This is a genomic window from Mycobacterium sp. IDUB_3 (genome assembly GCF_055419585.1).
Genome location: NZ_JBVAXZ010000002.1, coordinates 406,754 through 424,284, shown reverse-complemented (window position 1 = coordinate 424,284; position 17,531 = coordinate 406,754). Strand labels below are relative to the sequence as shown.

The window sequence follows — 17,531 nt, the reverse complement described above, 5'->3', positions numbered from 1 at the left end:
CGTCAGCCTCCCGAGAGCCTGGTGATCCAGGCCCGGGAGGCTGCTGGGTCTATGACGTCGTCCAGTTCGAACGTGGTGGCCGCCCGCAGCGCCTTGCCGTGCTCGTAGGCCGCGGCCACCAGGCGCTCGAACAGGCTTTGTCGCTCGGTGGGATCGCCTGCGGCGGCCAGCTCCTTGCTGAACCCGAGGCGCACGGCGCCCTCCAGGCCCATGCCGCCGATCTCGCCCGTCGGCCATGCGACGGTGAACTGCGGCGCGCGAAAGGAACCGCCGGCCATCGCCATCGCGCCGAGCCCATATCCCTTGCGCAGGATGATCATTCCCAGCGGCACCGTCAGCCGGGCGCCCAGTATGAACATCCGGCCGAAGCGGCGAACCGCCGCTTGGATCTCCGCGTCGGGCCCGACCATGAAGCCCGGGGTGTCGCACAACGAGATCACCGGCAGCCCAAACGATTCGCACAGGGCGAGGAAGTCGCCCGCCTTGTCGGCCGCCTCGGGATCGATGGCGCCGCCCAGGTGATGGGTGCTGTTGGCGATCAACCCGTACGGCTCTCCCTCGACGCGCACCAGCGCGGTGACGATGCCCACGCCGTAGTCCGGCCGCAGCTCCAGCACCGAACCGACGTCGACGATCGACTCGATGGCCCGGTGCACGTCGTAGGCGCGTAACCGGTTCTGCGGCACCACATGCCGTGCCAGCCGCGGGTCGGGCGCCGTCCAGTCGCTCAGAGCGCCCTGAAAGTACGAGAGGTACTGCTTGGCCAGAGCGACCGCGTGCGACTCGTCCCGGGCGACAAGGCTGACCACGCCGTTGCGGCGCTGCACCCCGATCGGCCCGATCGCCTCCGGCGGATACACGCCCAGCCCGCCGCCCTCGATCATCGCCGGGCCGCCCATCCCGATGTTCGCGTCCGGTGTCGCGATGATCACGTCGCAGACACCGGCCAGCGCGGCGTTGCCGGCGAAGCACCGGCCCGACACGACCGACACCAGCGGCACTTTCCCACTCAGTGCCGCCAGCATCCGGAAGGTCGGGACGTCCAACCCGGCGGCACCGCCGACGTCGGTGTCGCCCGGCCGGCCCCCGCCGCCCTCGGCGAACAGCACCACCGGCAACCGTTTCCGCGCGGCCAGGTCGAACACGCGGTCGGTCTTGGCGTGGTTGCGCATGCCCTGCGTGCCGGCCAGCACGGTGTAGTCGTAGGACACCACGACGGCCTGCGCCGCGGGCCGCCCGAACCGGTCCGCGCCGATGGTGGCCAGGCCGGCGACCAGTCCGTCGGCCGGGGTGTTGGCGATCAGGTCCTCTTCGGAGCGGCGGCTGCGCTGCGCCGCAATCGCCAGCGCACCGTATTCGACGAAGCTGTCTGGATCGACGAGGTCGGCAATGTTCTCCCGCGCGGTTCGCCGACCTCGGCTGTGCCGCTTGGCAACCGCGGCCTGGCGGCCCTCGTCCAGCGTCAGGGAATGCCGGTGCACGACCTCGTCCAGATCGGCCCGCGGCCGGTCCAGATCCATTGCGGCCGAGACGGACTCGTCGTCGACGGTCGCCGCGGTGCGGGTGAAGACCAGCAGCGGGTCCCCGGTCCCGACCACCTGCCCGGGCGTGACCAGAACCCGGACGGTTCGCAGTGCGTCCGGCGCGACGAGCACGTGTTGCATCTTCATCGCTTCCAGCACAGCCAGCTGGCCGCCCGCGGCGTATTCGGTTCCCTCGGGCGCCACCTCGACCACGGTGCCGGCCATCTGCGCCCGCAGCGCGTCCTCGCCGGGATAGAGCTCGACCGCCGCCACCCGCGGTTCCTGCTGGTGAGACTGCGCGGCCCGGGCCAATTCGGGTAGCCTCTCGTCGAGAAAACCGGTGCTCACCCAACCGGATTCGATCTGGTCGTCGGTCAGCAGCTCGCGCAGGAGTCCGATGTTGGTGTGGACGCCCTCGATGCCGAACTCGGCCAGCGCGGTGCGCGCCTTGCGCACCGCCGCCTGCCACGATGATCCGTGCACGTCCACGATGAGCTTGGCCAGCAGCGAATCGTACTGGGGGCTTATCACCAGACCCGCCCGGCCGTACGTGTCGACGCGCACGCCGGGGCCGCTCGGCGGGGAGAACGCCGTGAGCGTGCCCGCAGTGGGAACGACGGAGAAGTCGGGCCCGAAGGTCTCCGAGTTGACCCTGAGCTGAATGGCGATGCCGCGGCGAGCGGCCGGCTCGCCGATGACTTCCAGGCCGTCGGAGGCGATTCCGGATGCCAGCCCCAGCTGGTAGAAGGACGCTCCGCCGGCGATGGCCAGCTGGACGGCCACCAGGTCGAGCCCGGTGGTTTCCTCCGTGACGGTGTGCTCGACCTGGATGCGTGGGTTGACCTCGAGGAAGACGAATTCCTCGCCGGTAGCCAGGAATTCGACGGTGGCCAGCCCGCGCAGGCCCACGCGGGCGCACAGCCGTACCGCCGCCTGGTGCAGAGCCCGCCGTACTTCGTCCGAAAGGCCTTGGGCGGGAGCGATTTCGACCAGCTTCTGGTAGCGCCGCTGGATGCTGCAGTCGCGGTCGCCGACGGCGTGTGCGTGGGTCTGGTGTCCGGCCGGCGCGGCGACGACCTGCACCTCGATGTGGCGGGCGTCGGTGCGTAGCGCCTCGGCGAACAACGCGGGGTCACCGAAGCCCAACTGCGCTTCCGCGGCGCAGCGCTGGTAGGCGTCGTCGATCTGATCGGCGCTGTGCACCTTGCGCATTCCGCGCCCTCCGCCGCCGGCGAGGGCCTTGATCATGATGCCGCCGGCCTGCGCGGCGAAGAATGCCCGGACGTCCTCGACGCTGCTGGGCCCCTCGGTCGCGGGCAGCACCGGCACCCCGGCGGCCACCGCGGCGCCACGGGCCGCCGTCTTGTTGCCGAGCAACTCCAGCACCCGGGCGTCGGGACCCACGAACGTGTAGCCGCCGGCCGCGCAGGCGTTGGCGAATTCGGCGTTCTCGCTGAGGAACCCGTAACCGGGGTGGATCAGGCTCGCGCCGGAGCTTTTCGCCGCCGCCAGCATGGCGGTCTGGTCCAGGTAGGCCCGCGGGCCGGCGCCCGGCAGACCGATCGCCTCGTCGGCCGCGTGCACGTGCGGGCTGTCCGCATCGTCCTCGGCGTAGACCGCTACCGTTCGCATGCCCAATTCGATTGCGGTGCGGATGATTCGAAGTGCGATCTCGCCGCGGTTGGCGACCAGCAGGCTCGCGTTCATCGCAGCGGCTCGCCCCACTGGACCTGCTCGCGCATCCTGGCCTTGAGCAGTTTGCCGCCGGCGTTGCGCGGCAGCGCATGAGAGACCACCGTGACATATTGCGGCACTTTGAAGTCGGCCAGCTGGCTGCGGCAGTGGTCGAGCACAGCAGGCACGTCGATCTCGTCGTCACCGCCGAACAACACCGCCCCCACCTTCTCCCCCATCACGTCGTCGGAAACCCCGAGGACGCAGGCGTCGGCGACGTGGGGTGCCGCCAGCAGCACGGCCTCCACCTCGACGCTGGAGACGTTCTCGCCCCCGCGGTTGATGATGTCCTTGAGCCGGTCGACGATGTGCACCCGGCCCGCGTCGTCGACGCGCACCACGTCACCGGTGTGCAGCCAGCCGTCCGCGAAGGTGGTGGCGGTGGCCTCCGGCCGATTCCAGTAGCCGGCAGTCACATTGGCGCCCCGCGCCACCAACTCGCCCACGCCGGGGTCGTCCCCGAACGGGATCACCCCGAGATCCACCGACGGGACGGCGTAACCGACGGAGTCGGCGTGCTCGACGGCCTCGTCGTCGGGCAGCACCGTCATCAGCGATGCCGTCTCCGTCATGCCATAGCCGTTGAACACCGTGGCGTGGCCGAACGCGTCCTTCACCGAGCGCACCAGCGACGGGGCGATCGGCGCGCCGCCGTAGCCCACCCACCGCACGTTCGACACATCGAGCGTCGCAAAACCACCGTGCCGCAACAACAACGAGTAGACGGCCGGGACGGTGACCATCACTGAAACGCGCTCGGCGGTCAGCGCGGTGAGCAACCCGTCCAGGTTGAGCGCCGGCATGATCACCGAGGCTCCGCCCAGCCGGGCCGCAGCCAGCAGCTGCGTGTTGCAACCGGTCACATGGAACAGCGGAACCGAGATGAGCGTGCGCATCGCCTCGCCGAGATCCCGCGGCTGCCGCAGGCAGCGGATCGCGTTCTCGGTGTTGGTCAGGAATGCCTCATGCGTGGTCGGCACGCCCTTGGGGTGGCCGGTGGTGCCCGAGGTGTAGAACAGGGCGGCCGTGTCGGCGCGGCCGAGTTGCTCGGTGACATAGGGCTGCCCGTCGGGCAGCGCGGCGCCGGGCGCCAGATCCACGTGCGCACCGGAGTCGGACAGCACGAACTCGACCTCGGGTTGCGCCGATCGCGTATTGACCGCCACCACAACGCCACCGGACATCACGGTGCCCCAGAACGCCAGCGCCCAGTCGATTCCGGCGGGGTAACGCACCGCGACGCGGTCACCCGGCTTCAGTCCGCCGGCGCGCAGCCCGCCGGCCACACGCGCCGCCCGGTCCCAGAGCTGCCGGTAGGTCAGCCGGTTCGCCCCCAGCTCGACCAGGGCTTCGGCGTCCGGTCGGGCGTCAACCTGTTCGGCGAGCATGTCCAGCAGGGTGGCGGGGAGCTCGTCATAGCGCGGGATGCCGTCGGAGCCGCGTGAGACGCCGGTCAGCGGGAACGGGTTGCGGCCGCGCGACATTTCGATCACTGGAGGCATGCCCGGTCCTTACTATCCTGCTGCCCTATCGTGATAGCGGTGACGATCGAGGATTCCGCCATCATGCCCGAGGCGTTTTTCACTGTAGACGGCGACTCCTATGTTCCGGGCCAGATGACGCAGGGCCCGTGGGGCGCGGCCATGGGCGGCCAAATCGTCGGTGGCCTGTTGGGTTGGGGCATAGAGCAATCCGGTATCGACACGGACCTGCAGCCCGCCCGGTTCACCGTTGACCTGTTGCGCCCGGCCCTGATGGAGCCGGTGCAGATCCGGACGTCGGTGCAGCGGGAGGGCCGGCGCATCAAGCTGGTCGACGGCAGCCTGGTGCAGAACGGCACCATCGTCGCGCGGGCCAGCGCGCTGTTCCTGCGCCGCGGCGATCATCCCGACGGGCAGGTGTGGTCGTCCCCCGCGCAGATGCCGCCGCTCCCAACGTCCTCCGACGGCTTCCCCGCGAACATGCCGTTCCTCATCTGGGGTTACGGGGCCACGTCGGAAGGCAGCCCCGGAATCGCCGCAGGCGAATGGGAGCAGACCCATTCCCAGAAGTTCGCCTGGGCCTGGCTGTTTCGCCCGATGGTGCACGGCCACCCTCTCACGCCGTTCACCCGCCTGGCCTTCGTCGGCGACATCACCAGCTCGCTCACCCATTGGGGCACCGGCGGATTGCGCTACATCAACGCCGACTACACCGTCACCGCGAGCCGGTTGCCCGACGGTGAATTCCTCGGTCTGGCCGCCCAAAGCCACTACGGCTGGGCCGGGGTCGCCACCGGCGCCGCGACGCTGTTCGACCGGCACGGGCCGATCGGCACCAGCTCGGCGCTGGCCCTGGCCCAACCGGCCGACGCCTTCAAGCCGACCTACGCCTGATCCGTCAGCGTCGCGGCGGGCGTCACTCCATTAGCTGCGCGGCGGGCGTCACTCCATTAGCTGCGCGGCGACCCTACCCCGAGACTGTAAGTCTCGGAATGCGCCTGGTATTGGGCTATGCTGCTGTGCACTACGCGCCGGACGGATCTGCACAGTCCCGCAGCGGGGGACCGTCGCTCCGGTGGGTGGACATTTCCCTTGGAGGAAACCGCCATGCACATGCGCTCCGAGTCGCCATTCCCTTGCAGCGCCATCCGGCGGACGGCGCTCAGCACGGAGTGCGCCGGACCGTGACGACCCCGGTACTGGACCTCGACGGCCGGGTGGCCAACCGACGGCAGGAGCTCAGCGAACTCCGGACCGCGGTGGCGACGGCCGAACGGGTCAGCGGAGGATGCGTCCTGCTCAGCGGGGTCCCAGGGGTGGGCAAGTCGACGCTCATCCAGGCGTTCGGCGTCGAGATCTCCCGTCGCGACTGTGTATTCGCCTACGGGAGGTGCCGAGACGGCGGGCCGGCTCCGTACTCGGCGTTGGCCGACGCACTGAGCTCGGTTGTCCGCACCATGGAGGCCACCGGCCCGGCGGAGCGTGATCGTTGGCGTGCCGACCTCGTCAGTGAGATGTCGGGGTTTGCGGGCGTCCTCTCGCCACTCGTGCCCGAACTGGCGCCGGTGCTCGGCGAGGCCTCGACTGACGCCAATCTCGATGCGGCGGATGCTCGCCGTCGTCTGCACCGCGCTGCCATCCTGCTGGTGTCGACCACGGCGTCCTACCGTCCGGTGGTGCTGGCGATCGATGACCTGCAGTGGGCAGACCGAGACACGCTGCTGCTGTTGTCCGAGCTGTTGACGGTGTCGCTTCGCAACGTCCTGGTGGTCGGCGGCCACCGCGCGGGTGAGTTCGACCCGGACGCCGGGGGCATCAAATCGGAAAACCTCACCACCATCGAACTGCAACCGCTGGCCCCCGAAGACGTCGAGGAGCTGCTGGCCGACGTGTGCGGCCAGAGCGTGGAGCTGGGCGACGTGGCCGCCGAGTTCCACCATCGGACCGGCGGCAACCCACTGCAGGTCCGTCAGCTGCTGTACCGCGCGCAACGCGAAGGCGCACTCATCCCGGTGGGGCAGGGTGGGCGGCCCGGCTGGGACCTGCGCGTCCTGGCGTCGCTCGAGGTCACTGCCACGGCCGCGGAGTTTCTCGGCCGCTACCTGGGCCAGCTGAGTCCGGAGGATCGGTCGGTGTTGAGCTCGCTGTCGTGCTTCGGCGGCGAGTTCGACCTGAACGACGCCACGGCAGCGGCCGCGCAGCCGCCCGATGTGGTGGCCCAGGCGCTCTGGGCGTGCCTCGAGCTTCGTCTGCTCGAGGCCGTCGACAGCGGCGGCAGACGGATCGCCAACGCGATCAGTCACGACGCCCGGTACCGCTTCAGCCATGACCGGGTGACCGAGGCGGCGCGAGTCGGCCTGTCCGACGACGAGGTCCGCACGACACACCTGCGGATCGGTCGGTGGCTGGTCGAGCAGGAGGACGACCGGTTGTTCGAGGCCGCGCGCCACCTCGGCATCGGCGGACGTGGACTCACCGACGACGCCGACCGCGTTCGTTTCGTCGAGGTGTTGCGGCGTGCGGCGCAGAAGGCGCGGGCCCAGGCTTCATTTCCGTTGGCGCTCAACTACTGCCGGGACGCATTGGACCTGCTCGGTGGGCAGCGCTGGGCCGCTCACTTCGCCCTTACCCGGCAGCTGCAGCTCGATGCCGCTGACTTCGCGTTGCTGGTGGGTGACGTACCGGCGTTGAATTCGCTACTCGACGAAGCCGAGGAGATCCTGCGCGACCCACCGGACCGCGCGCGCATCGCTTACCTCCGGCTGAAAGGCCGCGTAGCAGAGAACCGTCTCCAGGAGGCGCTCGAGATCGGGTTGCGAGCGCTCGCCGAGCTCGGCGAAAGGGTGCCGACCGACGCGGGCACGCCGCGCATGGCCAACGCCGTCGTGCGGATGAGGCTGACGATGCGCCGCTGGAGCAACGAGCGGCTGTTGGCATTGCCGCAGTGCGACGACCAGAAGGTCATCGCGCTGCACCGGGTTCTTGTCGAACTGTGCAGCCTGGCGGTCCTCGTCCGGCCCAACCTCCTGCCCTTGCTGGTGCGCAAGCAACTCGATCTCACGTTGGCCCACGGGCACACGCCGTCCTCGCCGCTGGTCGTCGCGGCTTACGGGATCGTCCTCGTGTTGGCCGGTGACCACGCGGGCGGGCAGCGCTTCGGCGAAGTAGGCATGCAGCTGGCGGAGCGCCCGGAATACCGGGAGACGCGGCCGCAAACGGTCTTCATGCATCTGGGCTACATCCACCACTGGCGACACCCCCTCCGCGACGGCCTCAGCGAGCTGCGCGCCAGCGCCGAGGAGGCCCTCGACCAAGGTGACCAGGAGTACGCCGGATACCTGGTCGCGGTCCTGCTTTCCCAGTCATTCTGGGCCGGCCGTCCGCTCGCGGAGATCGACGCCCTCGCCAGCTCACTGATCCCGCACGTGCGTTCCCAGCCCGTGCCCAGCGCCCTGTGCCAGGCCACGCACCAGTTCTGCCTCAACCTGATGGGCCGCAGCGCCGATCCCTTCCTGCTCGCCGGCGAGAGCGGTTACGACGAGCGAGACGTGCTGGAGGCGGCCCGCCGCGAAGGCGACGAGGTGGCGCTGAGCTCGGCCGCGGCCCGGATGCAGGGCCTGCACTTTTGGTGCGGCGACTACGCCGGGGCGCTCGCCGCCACGCCGGAGGCGATCGAGCATCTCGGCGGTCTCGCCGGCACCGCGATCTCACAACTCATCTACCTGATCGGCGCCTTAAGCATGATCCAGCAGGCGCCGCGGGATCGGGCGACGGCCGCCTTCGTACACCAGGCACTGGCGTTGCACCGCAAATGGGCCGCGGGCGCACCGGAAAATTACAAGGCACCGCACGAACTGATCCAGGGAGCATGGGCACGAGCGCGGGGGCAACACGCCAGGGCGGAGCGCTACCTCCACCAAGCGATCGAACTCGCCGAGGAAAACCAGCTTCCCATGATCAGTGCGTGTGCATATGAGGAAGCCGCCGCGCTCTACGCCGACCTCAGGCGAACGACGCTGCGCGAACACATGCTGCGATCGGCGTACCAGCGCTGGCTGAACTTGGGTTTCGCGATGCGTACGGACCGGCTCGCGCGGGAGTACCCCTGGCTACTCAGGCGCGACCTTACGACGGGTTCGACCGGGATCGACCCGGTCGGCGCGCATCAGCTCCTCCGCGCGCTGTCGGGCGCGCCGAACCAGGAAGGCTTGGCCAACATCATCCTGGGGTCGGTCGCGGACACCACCGGAGCGGGCCGCGTCCTGCTCCTCACCGGCGAAGCCGAGAATCTGTCGGTCCGGGCCATCCAGGATCACGGACACATTTCGATTGTCGAGGGGCCGTGGACCGAAGTTGGCTATGACAGGGCCATCGTGCGCCGCGTGCTGGACGGTGGCTCGCCGGTCATCGTCGCAGCCGAGCATCAGGCGCCGTCCATACTCGCCGCTCCGATCAGGGTGCACAACAAAACAATTGGCGTGATTTACGCCGAGCAGGACGAGTCCGGCCGACACTTCGGCGCCGACCACGAGCAGGCCGTCGCCTTCCTGTGCGCCCAGGCCGCCGCTCCACTGTGGAACTTCCAGCTCGAGGCGCGACTACGGGCCGCCGACGAGCACCGGCAGTCCCTGATGGACGCGCAATCGAGATTCGTGCCCAACGAACTGCTGCGCATCCTCGACATCGACGACCTTCGCCGCGTCCGCAACGGCTACCGGGTCGAGCGCGAGATGACGGTGCTCATCAGCGACATCCGTGGCTACACAACCATGATCGAGGACATGAACGTCTCCGAGGCGAGCAACCTGGCGATGGGTTTTCTGCGTGCCGTCGAACTCCCAATCATCGGCTACAACGGCATGATTCAAGACGTACGCGGGGACGAGATCGTCGCCGTCTTCGAGTCCGAACCCGACGCCGTCCGGGCGGGACTGGCGATGCTGCGCTCCTTGCGCGCGCACAACCGGGAGCGAAAAGCAGCCGGATCCGAAGAACTGCGGGCGGGAATCGGCATCAATACCGGGATGGTCGGAGTCGGGCTCGTCGGCGGGGTGAATCGCATGGTGCTCACCATCATCGGCGACGCGGTGAATCTGGCCGCACGCATCGAGAGCACCAACAAGCGCTACGGATCCGCCTTGCTCATCTCCGATCACACGTACCAGCGCCTCGCTGCGTCGGATCCGTTCAAAGTCCGTCGCATGGAGCGCGTCATGGTGGTCAACCGACGCCGGCCGGTGACGATTTACGAAGTGTACGACGAGGATTCGGCTCCGCTTCGCGCCGCGAAACGCGCGGCGCAGCCGGCGTTCGACGAGGCCTTCGCACTTTTCGACGCGGGCGACGTCGATGGCGCTCGCGCCGCCTTCGAACGCTGTCGCGAGCTGCTGCCCGACGATCCCGTCGCGCCGCTGCATCTGGCGCACTGCGACGCGGTGGCGCGCGGTGAGATGACCCCTGGTCAAGAGGTGGCACTGCTGAACAAGTAATGCACTACCCCACTTTTGAAACTTTGCTGAAGTGATTGCGCGAGTGTGGTATTTGTCTCATGACTCGTACCGACAGCCGGGGGCGGTCAAGGAGCGGCAACCATGTACCTGAGTGCAGAACGGTTGGCCCTCGCCAACCAAGCGGTCAAAGAGACGTTCGAGCAGTGCAGCGTTGCGTGGCAAGCCATCCCGCACTGGGATACCCGCGACCCTGGTCAGATCAATGTCCCCAATGGCCTGCTGGGGACGTCCGCGGGCTTTCTCACCCTTGCCCCACCTCCGTCCCCGCCTCCGCAGCCAACGATCCAGCTGACAGTCGCGGAGGCGATCGCGCCGACCCCCGATGCGCTGCTAACCGGAGTGATGGCGGCGACCAAGACCCTCGCCAACAACTTTGACACCGACGTCCTCAAGGCGTGCTTCGCCGCGCCGAAACCGCCGAATGTCATCACCGTCACGTCGACCGACGCGCAGCACCTACAGGATGCGCTGATCAACGCCCGCGTGTACGTCGAGAACGCCGGGTATCGGGCGCCGTCCTGCCTGGTCACCAATACTGTGGGGCTCCAAAAGCTCAACCAGTTGGTCAGCGGCTATTACAACCTCTTTCAGCAGATACTGGCCGCGGCGAACGTCAACTCGCTCTACCGATTCGAGCCGCTCGACGGTACCGCCCAAACGAAGGTCCGGATGGTCTTGATCGGCCGTCGCCGGCGGATCTCCCAAGGCGCGGCGCCGGAGGCATCGCCCGGTGAGGAGCCGGTGGACCTCGCATTCAGCGTCCTTCCCGGCGTGGAGGTCGACGGCGAAACCGGAACGGGCGCAATCCAACTCTCCCCCCGGATCCGTTACGCGACTAGGATCACCGATGCCACAGGTGTCGTCGCTCTCAAAGATTAGGCCACTCAACGGCAGCACCAACCCGCCAGCCTGCAACCCGCTCGACGACTATCTGGCCCTGTGCAAGGAGGCCTGTGACGGCGAGATCGACCGGCTGTACGGTCCCGGTGAGCGCGGGTCCAACGGTCTCTACGACCTGATCCTCGACTACCCGCTGCGCGGCGGGAAGGCGCTGCGGCCGGCGCTGAGCATCGCCACTTGTCTCGGCCTCGGCGGTCACCTCGAGGCAATACTCCCGACCGCCGCGACCCTCGAGCTCTACCACAACGCATTCCTCATCCACGACGACATCGAGGACGAATCATGGTGGCGGCGCGGCAAACCCACGCTGCACATCGACCACGGGGTGCCGATCGCCGTCAACGTCGGTGACGCCATGCTGTCGCTGTCGCTGCAACCGCTGCTGGACAACGTCGAACGGGTCGGGCTCGGGGCCGCCCTGCGCATCCTGCGCGCCATCGCCAAGATGACGCGGATGACCGTCGACGGTCAGGGGGTGGAACTCGAGTGGGTCCGGTCCAACACCTGGAGGCTCAACGACGCCGACTACCTCACCATGGTGGAGCTCAAGACCAGCTGGTACACGTTCATCACCCCGCTGCAGGCGGGCGCGATCGCGGCCGGCGCCGGACCCGAGCGAATGGCCCCCTTGGAGTCCCTCGGCCGGCACCTCGGCGCGGCCTTTCAGATCACCGACGACCTATTGAACTTGCGGGCGGATCCCGAGGAGTACGGCAAGGAGATCGGCGGCGACATCTGGGAGGGCAAGCGGACCCTGATGCTGTTGCACACCTTGCGATGCGCCGAGCCGAACGACCGGGAACGCGCCGTGGCGATCCTGGCCAAGCGCCGACCGGGACCCGACGGCGAGTTAGAGCTGACCCAGTTGCTGGATCGACTTACCGTCTGTGGGCAACTGTCTCAGTCGGGCCGGGCCCAGATCCAGGCTCGGCTGCAGGGACACCACCCCTCGGAGTCCAAGAGCCTCAACGACATTCGATGGATCTACGATCTGATGCACCGGGCCGGTTCGCTTAAGCACGCTCGGAATGTCGCCGCCGAGCATGCCCGGAAGGCGGCCGCCGTGCTCGCCGGTCTCGACTGGTTCCCCCGCAGTCGCCATCGAGACATGCTGGCCGACCTGGTGGACTACGTGCACGGGCGGACCCGATGAACCCCGAATTCATGATCGGCATGCTGGCGGAGCTCGAACGGATCCGCGAGCTCACTCTCGACCTCATCGACCGCGAGACCCCGCAGCTGAGCCCGACGCCGCCGGCAGAGGCTAGCGGGACGGAGCGAACCGCGTTCGAGTTGCTTGTCGGCGCGCGCCGCGCGGTGCTGGGCAACCCCGCGGCCGCCCGCGCGCTGCACGACCTGCTTGTTGCCGAAGGCCGCCGCTACGCAGCCACCCCACGAGGGGCGCGGCTGCGCGACGCGTTGGTCGCTTCCGAAGCCGTCGAGAACCTGCGGCGCGTCTGGGAGATGTTGAGCCTCAACGTTCTCGACGGCCCCGCCGCGCCCAACGGGGCCCCCGATGCCTGGGCGGATCTGCTGGCCGACGTTGTCATCGGCCACGACCTCGGCGACCGGATCCTGGCTCGCCTGCGACCCGAGGGGTTCGCATGACGCTGACCGATCCTCGCGAAGCTCTGGCCGACCAGAGCAATTTCATCGGCTACCTGGTCGGCCTCGCCGGCGTGGCCCGGATGGTTCACACCCTGGCCGACGACGACCGCCGATCCGACACCTGCCACGGCCCAGATGACTTCGTGCACGTCCTGCTCGGGCTTGCCAGCCTCGGTGCGGCGATCGAACGGATCGCCAATCCTGCTACGGCACAGCAGAATCCGACTGAGCAGGCAGTCATACCGACCACGCGGTGGCTACGATGACCGCGCTGCTCGCACGCAACGACTTCCTCCGCGCGCCGGTGCTGGCCACGGCCCGCCCCACGGGTTTCAAGGAGTGGCACCACTTCGTGGTCCACGGACGAGGCTGGCGGCTCCTGATCAACTTCAGCCTCAACAAAGAAGAGTTCCACGCGAATGAAACCCGACTTGCGCCACGCGTCATCGTGATCGCGCACGACGAGAACTGGACCGGCGCCATCGAGCAGTTCGACGAGCGCGCCCTGAACGTCTCGGCCGATCTTGGTGAACTGACCATCGGCGGCAGCCGGATGACCGTACTACCCGACGGCTACCACGTGACAATCGACCTGCCCGACAAGGACATTCGCGGTGAGCTGCACTTCACCTCGGCGAGCCACCCGTTCGTGGTCCGCAACCAACCGCTGGGCGACGGCCGGATCAATTGGCTCTTCGTACCGCGGCTGCGCGCCGACGGATCGCTGCGTATCGGCGGTCGCGAACACCGCGTCGAAGGCGACCTCGCCTATCACGACCACAACTGGGGCCGGTTCCGGTGGGGCGACGACTTCGGCTGGACGTGGGGCACCATTTTGCCCACCGAGCCACAGAACCCGTGGTCGATGGTGTTCTTGCAGACGACCGACCGGAGCCGGGCCCGCTGCCTGTCGCAAGCACTGTACGTCTGGCACCACGACGAGCCCGCCGCGATATTCCGGCACGCGGCGGTGCGGACGCGCTCGGACGGCCGGCTCGCCCGCGCGGCCGATTGCACCTTGCCGCCCCCGATGCGGCTGCTGCTGGACGGCGAGGTGCCGGGCGTTCCGGCCCGGATGGCCATCACCGCGACACGGGCCGGCGACACGGTGCACGCCGAGTTCCGCTCGCTTTCTTATGCCCGCCTGGCGCAGCCGAGCGAGGCGTTCCTCGACCGATCGACTGTGCTCTGCGAAACAGGCGGTACCACCCGGGCGAGCGGCACCATCAACGGCGAGAGCTTCGACTTCATCGGCACCGGTGTATTCGAGTTTCTTTATGGCTGAACCCATTTCGTCGCTATTGCGGCGCTCGCTCGAATACCTGGAGGACGAGGTGCCCGACAGTTACCGCTTGCTGGTCGCGGCGCTGGGCCCCATGGTGGTCGAACTCGACGTCGACGGCGAGATGTTTTCGCTGCGCGGCGGCACTCGACTTCGGGTGTCCGAAGGTGCGAGCCAGCCGGCCGGTGCCCGGATCGCCACTTCGCGAGGCGCCATCCTCGACCTGCTCGATGCCGGGGTGGGGCTCGGCGAGGCCGTGGAGACCGGCACGGTGCGCGTACGAGGGCCGCTCGATGACGTCCAGCGTGCGCACGACGCGCTGCTGGCGTACGTCCACGCCGCGGTCCGGGCCTCCTCGCAGCCCACACTCCTGTCCGAACTTCGCGCGGGGGCCCCATGTCCGAGCGCATAACGACGCCGGCGTCACAGCACCGACGTCCCACCGTGGCGGTACTCGGTGCCGGCATCGCCGGCCTCACCGCCGCTCACGAACTCGCGGAGCGCGGTTTCGTGGTCACGGTGTACGAGTCGCGACAGGATGAACGCAACGGGTTGGGATCCGAGCCGGCGGGAACCTACCCGCCGGTCAAGCTCGGCGGCCTCGCCGCCTCTCAATATTCGACGGTGGGCACGCGCGACGGGAGCCAGGCCGAGCTGCGCCCCTTCCCCGGCCGACAGGGCCGGCCGCGCACCCCGCAGCGAGCGGTTGCGGGCGAACATGGCTTTCGCTTCTTTCCGGCGTTCTACCTACACATCTGGGACCTGTTCCAGCGCATCCCGGTCTATCAGCTCACGCAGACGGGCCGCGGCCCGGCCGGCTGGACACCGACTTCACGCACCGTCTACGACAACGTTCGGCGGGTCATTACCAAGGGCACCACGGTGTATCACCGGCCGTCCCTCGTCTTTCCGAGCGAACTCCCACGCAGCCCCGCCGAGTTTCTCGGAATCCTCAGCGAACTTGCGACATTGGGCTTCACCCCCAGCGACGTCGGGACCTACCTGGGCAGGCTGCTCCACTACCTGTCCACCAGCCCTTTGCGTCGCGGGCGGGAACTGCAGAACGTGTCCGCCTACGACTTCTTGGTCGGACACGACCCCACGACCGGGATCAACAAGTTCTCCTATTCGCCGACTTGCGACCAGCTGTTGCGCCAAATGCCAAGAATCCTGGTCGCTCTCGATTCGGTCTGGGGTGACGCGCGCACCAACATGAGCACCTACCTGCAGCTGTACCTGAACATGGACCGCCGCGACAACAAGGCCGACGGGGTGCTCAACGGTCCCACCACCGAGTCGTGGCTGGACCACTGGTACCGCCACCTCGTCACACTCGGCGTCGGCTTCGTCCACAACACGGCGACTCGCCTCGACCCTCCGGCCTTCGACCCGGCTCAGCCACCCCATCTGCGGCCCCGCGCGCGGATCACCTTTGCCGACGGTATCCGGGTGGCTCCCGACTACACGGTCGTCGCCGTCGACGCCCCCGCAGCCGAATACATCATCACCGCGCTGCGTGCGGCGGGCACCGGCGGAACCGTGGGCAGGCTGGACGGTTTCACCACCCTCCCTCCCCCGCCCGACGGTCCACTGCAGCCCCGGACCACGAGGCCGCGGCACCGACGGAATCCCTACTCGTTGGACGAGATGGGACGGGTGCCATGGGACCGGTTCCAAACGCTGTGCGGCATCCAGTACTACTTCGACACGGAATTTCAGTTGCTCCGCGGGCACATCCTGCTCACCGGCACGGAGTGGGCGCTGTCATCGATCAACCAGTCTGGATTGTGGGAGAAACGACCGATTCTGGACCGCGACGGCTGCATCTCGGTGCTCTCGGTCGACATCGGGGATTTCAACACTCCCTCTTCCCACCTGGTCGACGCTTCCGGGCAGGGTAAGACGGCCCGCGACTGCACACCCGACGAAATCGCCGCGGAGGTGTGGCGCCAGATCACATCCGCGCTCACGAGCTGTCCGGGATCCGCCGGGGAAGGGGTCATGCCGCGGCCGGCGTGGTATGCGCTCGATCGCGGGTTGGTCATGGCTACCGGACCCGGTCAGGGCCACGGCCGCGTAGTTCGCAACGAGTCACCGTACCTCGTTCCCATCGTCGGAGACTGGAACAATCGGCCCGGCAGCGACCCGTGGAATCCGCATGGAACGTCGTGGACGGCTACCCCGGACGAGGACGGGTGGCTCGAAGATCTCCAGCAGCGCAACGTCTGGCAGGCCCGCCACGGCGGCTACCAGGTGCACAACAATTCGGTGGTCTTCGCGGGAACGTGGAACAAGACTTTCACCCGGGTGACGTCGATGGAGTCCGCGTGCGAGTCGGGACGACATGCCGTCAATGCCATTCTCGACCACTACATCTGGGTCGAATCGGGTGGTCGCGATCGCCGGGAGAAGACCCCGGCGCTCTACTGGGATTTCCCGTACGGCTTCCTCGATCAAGGTTTGTCGAGCCCGATCCGGATGCCGACACCGGCCGGTGACTACTGCTACGTGTTCGACATCGAAAACCGCGAGCCGGCCGACACCCGCGCGCTCCGCATGCTCGACTCGACACTCTGTGAGCGGTCGCTGCCGCATCCGTTGGACACACCGGTCGCGTTTTCGCCCGGCGCCCCTCCGTCCCCTATCCCGCACTAGCTGGAGGTCAACAAATGTCCATGCCTACAACGGATTACAACCAGCAGTTGCTCTGCTACCTGCAGAATTGGCGACAGCTGCTGGAGCAGTGGGCGGCCATGGCGGCCGGTTCACCATTCCTGACCGCGCCGCCCGTGCTGCCCACCGCGCCCGCGGGAGGACAGTTCATGCCGCCGTACATGCCGTTCATGCCTCCGTTCATGCCGTTCATGCCGTTCATGCCGCCAACGCCGATGGGGCCGCCCACCGCCGCGGCGCCGCCGGTTTCGCCGGCGCCGGCTGACTACACCCAGCAACTGTTCGGCTACCTCCAGGCGTGGCGGCAGTACCTCGAGCAGGCGGCGGGCGCAAGTCCGGCGCGGCCGCAGGCATGGACCCCGTCAACACCGACCACGGTTACTGCCGACGACGGCGGCAAAAGTGGTCCGAACCGCCCGCCGAACGGGCCGCCTTCGCCCGACGGCCCGGCCTGGGGCGAGGGCGTGTCTCAGAGCGATGACAGTCAGAATTCGGACGCGATACCGCCGAAGGTGATCGACCGGCCGCCGTTCAGATGGGACCAGACTCAACTCACCGAGGTCCATCTCGACCCATTAGCAACGCCGTTCGACCGTCCTGGCGAGCCATTCCAGATGCCCGACCCGGCAGTCTTGGCGGCTCGGCCGATAACCTCCTACCCTCTGCCGGAAGCAACCGCCCAGCCCGACGTGGGTTCGGCCTTTCTCAGGACGATGTCTAACGTCGAGCCCACTGCACTGCCACAGGTCGAGCCGAGATCGCTGTTCTCGACTCCGGGCGCCTCGACCAGCTTCCGGGAACACGGTGAAACGCCCTCGCC

Annotated in this window: 10 protein-coding genes and 1 pseudogene; 9 read left to right on the top strand and 2 right to left on the bottom strand. The window is 68.1% G+C overall.

Annotation, left to right across the window (positions count from 1 at the left end; all coding sequences use genetic code 11):
- Positions 1-2: 2 nt before the first annotated feature.
- Positions 3-3,230, bottom strand: coding sequence for an acetyl-CoA carboxylase family protein (locus ACZYVJ_RS22870; protein ID WP_463833448.1), 3,228 nt, complete (start codon positions 3,228-3,230; stop codon positions 3-5).
- The gene (locus tag ACZYVJ_RS22865; RefSeq protein ID WP_463833447.1) at positions 3,227-4,759 is read right to left on the bottom strand and encodes a class I adenylate-forming enzyme family protein; all 1,533 of its coding nucleotides are present in this window, start codon (positions 4,757-4,759) and stop codon (positions 3,227-3,229) included. Before ACZYVJ_RS22865 ends, ACZYVJ_RS22870 begins: the two co-directional genes overlap by 4 nt.
- Positions 4,760-4,798: 39 nt before the next feature.
- On the opposite strand from ACZYVJ_RS22865, the gene ACZYVJ_RS22860 reads away from it, so the two are divergent.
- The 9 genes and pseudogenes from ACZYVJ_RS22860 to ACZYVJ_RS22820 all read left to right on the top strand — a co-directional run.
- A complete protein-coding gene (locus tag ACZYVJ_RS22860) occupies positions 4,799-5,632 on the top strand; it encodes a thioesterase family protein (RefSeq protein WP_463833446.1) in 834 nt (277 codons plus the stop codon).
- 290 nt (positions 5,633-5,922) lie between these two features.
- Positions 5,923-10,227 carry an AAA family ATPase gene (locus ACZYVJ_RS22855; protein ID WP_463833445.1) on the top strand — a complete coding sequence of 1,435 codons (4,305 nt, stop codon included), beginning with the start codon at positions 5,923-5,925 and terminating at the stop codon, positions 10,225-10,227.
- A 102-nt stretch (positions 10,228-10,329) separates the two neighbouring features.
- A complete protein-coding gene (locus tag ACZYVJ_RS22850) occupies positions 10,330-11,127 on the top strand; it encodes a hypothetical protein (protein ID WP_463833444.1) in 798 nt (265 codons plus the stop codon).
- Positions 11,096-12,301, top strand: coding sequence for a polyprenyl synthetase family protein (locus ACZYVJ_RS22845; protein WP_463833443.1), 1,206 nt, complete (start codon positions 11,096-11,098; stop codon positions 12,299-12,301). The genes ACZYVJ_RS22850 and ACZYVJ_RS22845 overlap by 32 nt, the downstream gene beginning before the upstream one ends.
- Positions 12,298-12,756 (top strand): hypothetical protein, encoded by a 459-nt coding sequence (locus tag ACZYVJ_RS22840; protein ID WP_463833442.1) that lies wholly within the window; start codon positions 12,298-12,300, stop codon positions 12,754-12,756. The genes ACZYVJ_RS22845 and ACZYVJ_RS22840 overlap by 4 nt, the downstream gene beginning before the upstream one ends.
- A complete protein-coding gene (locus tag ACZYVJ_RS22835; RefSeq protein WP_463833441.1) occupies positions 12,753-13,022 on the top strand; it encodes a hypothetical protein in 270 nt (89 codons plus the stop codon). Before ACZYVJ_RS22840 ends, ACZYVJ_RS22835 begins: the two co-directional genes overlap by 4 nt.
- Positions 13,019-14,041 carry a hypothetical protein gene (locus ACZYVJ_RS22830; RefSeq protein WP_463833836.1) on the top strand — a complete coding sequence of 341 codons (1,023 nt, stop codon included), beginning with the start codon at positions 13,019-13,021 and terminating at the stop codon, positions 14,039-14,041. The genes ACZYVJ_RS22835 and ACZYVJ_RS22830 overlap by 4 nt, the downstream gene beginning before the upstream one ends.
- Positions 14,034-14,450, top strand: a complete 417-nt coding sequence (locus tag ACZYVJ_RS22825) for an SCP-2 sterol transfer family protein (protein WP_463833440.1) — start codon at positions 14,034-14,036, stop codon at positions 14,448-14,450. The genes ACZYVJ_RS22830 and ACZYVJ_RS22825 overlap by 8 nt, the downstream gene beginning before the upstream one ends.
- A pseudogene (locus ACZYVJ_RS22820) lies at positions 14,435-17,046 on the top strand (FAD-dependent oxidoreductase); the annotation flags it as partial. The gene ACZYVJ_RS22825 and the pseudogene ACZYVJ_RS22820, both read left to right, overlap by 16 nt.
- Positions 17,047-17,531: the final 485 nt, after the last annotated feature.

Excerpts from the sequence above, each read along its gene's own strand:
- ACZYVJ_RS22870 (WP_463833448.1), bottom strand. The coding sequence starts at position 3,230 with ATGAACGCGAGCCTGCTGGTCGCCAACCGCGGCGAGATCGCACTTCGA.
- ACZYVJ_RS22865 (WP_463833447.1), bottom strand. The coding sequence starts at position 4,759 with ATGCCTCCAGTGATCGAAATGTCGCGCGGCCGCAACCCGTTCCCGCTG.
- ACZYVJ_RS22850 (WP_463833444.1), top strand. The coding sequence starts at position 10,330 with ATGTACCTGAGTGCAGAACGGTTGGCCCTCGCCAACCAAGCGGTCAAA.
- ACZYVJ_RS22845 (WP_463833443.1), top strand. The coding sequence starts at position 11,096 with ATGCCACAGGTGTCGTCGCTCTCAAAGATTAGGCCACTCAACGGCAGC.
- ACZYVJ_RS22840 (WP_463833442.1), top strand. The coding sequence starts at position 12,298 with ATGAACCCCGAATTCATGATCGGCATGCTGGCGGAGCTCGAACGGATC.
- ACZYVJ_RS22835 (WP_463833441.1), top strand. The coding sequence starts at position 12,753 with ATGACGCTGACCGATCCTCGCGAAGCTCTGGCCGACCAGAGCAATTTC.
- ACZYVJ_RS22830 (WP_463833836.1), top strand. The coding sequence starts at position 13,019 with ATGACCGCGCTGCTCGCACGCAACGACTTCCTCCGCGCGCCGGTGCTG.
- ACZYVJ_RS22825 (WP_463833440.1), top strand. The coding sequence starts at position 14,034 with ATGGCTGAACCCATTTCGTCGCTATTGCGGCGCTCGCTCGAATACCTG.